General features: G+C 43.3%; 2 pseudogenes. Both read left to right on the top strand.

Annotation, left to right across the window (positions count from 1 at the left end):
- Positions 1 to 35 precede the first annotated feature (35 nt).
- Positions 36 to 272: pseudogene (locus CIK04_RS26605) on the top strand (GlpM family protein); the annotation flags it as partial.
- Positions 273 to 549: 277 nt separating this feature from the next.
- Positions 550 to 763: pseudogene (locus CIK04_RS26600) on the top strand (cytochrome c peroxidase); the annotation flags it as partial.

Genomic DNA, 763 nt, shown 5'->3' with positions numbered 1-763 from the left:
AAACTTCTTACATTGCAGGCTAGTGCTTTATTTCCACCTTTGCCCTGATTGCGCACTTCATTGTCGGCAGTGAAAGAAGCATGGAAGACTTGCGCCAAACCGCGCTATTTGGTCTTTGGTCTTTGTTGCCTTATGCCGCCTATCTTGCTGCTGTTTACTATTTTAGTTACCGCTTTAGTCTGGTTACAACACTTTCTGCAGCGACGGTGATTTGGTTGATGGCGGCTTCGCTATTGATCGTCGCGTGGACCAAAGTGATGATTTCGGTTTGATGCGAATTTGCTCAATAGCGGAATTGATTTGCATCAACAAAGGCGTCGATTACATTCTTATAAAAATGTAAATAATAGTAATCGAACGCACGCGATGAAAGGTTGCACAAGCTTTGTACAGATTACGCACTTTTAACATCGATTTTTGTCATAAAACCATCGTTTTTTTGCGTTATCACCGCAAAATCGTTTGCTTTAAGTTACTTGCCAAAGCGCATCGGTCAAGAAATGCGCAGCTCTAGTGAGATTGGAATAACTCTCGAGAAAGGAAGTAACGATGAAAAAAATCATTGCAGTGAGTCTCTTATCTGTCGTGTCATTTGCGACCTTGGCAGAACGACAGGCGCAAGAACCGATCAAAGTGATTGATCCGGTTGTTGGGTTGGACGCGAAGAAAGTTGAATTGGGAAAACCTTATGGTTTGAGCCTCGATTATCAGCCTCTAACACCATTTCGTGTAACTCATGTCATAACGTGGCCAAGGGTGGGGT

It is taken from the genome of Vibrio sp. 03_296 (assembly GCF_002265885.1).
Note: the sequence above shows the minus strand (reverse complement) of the source record. Positions and strands in the feature narration are given on the sequence as shown.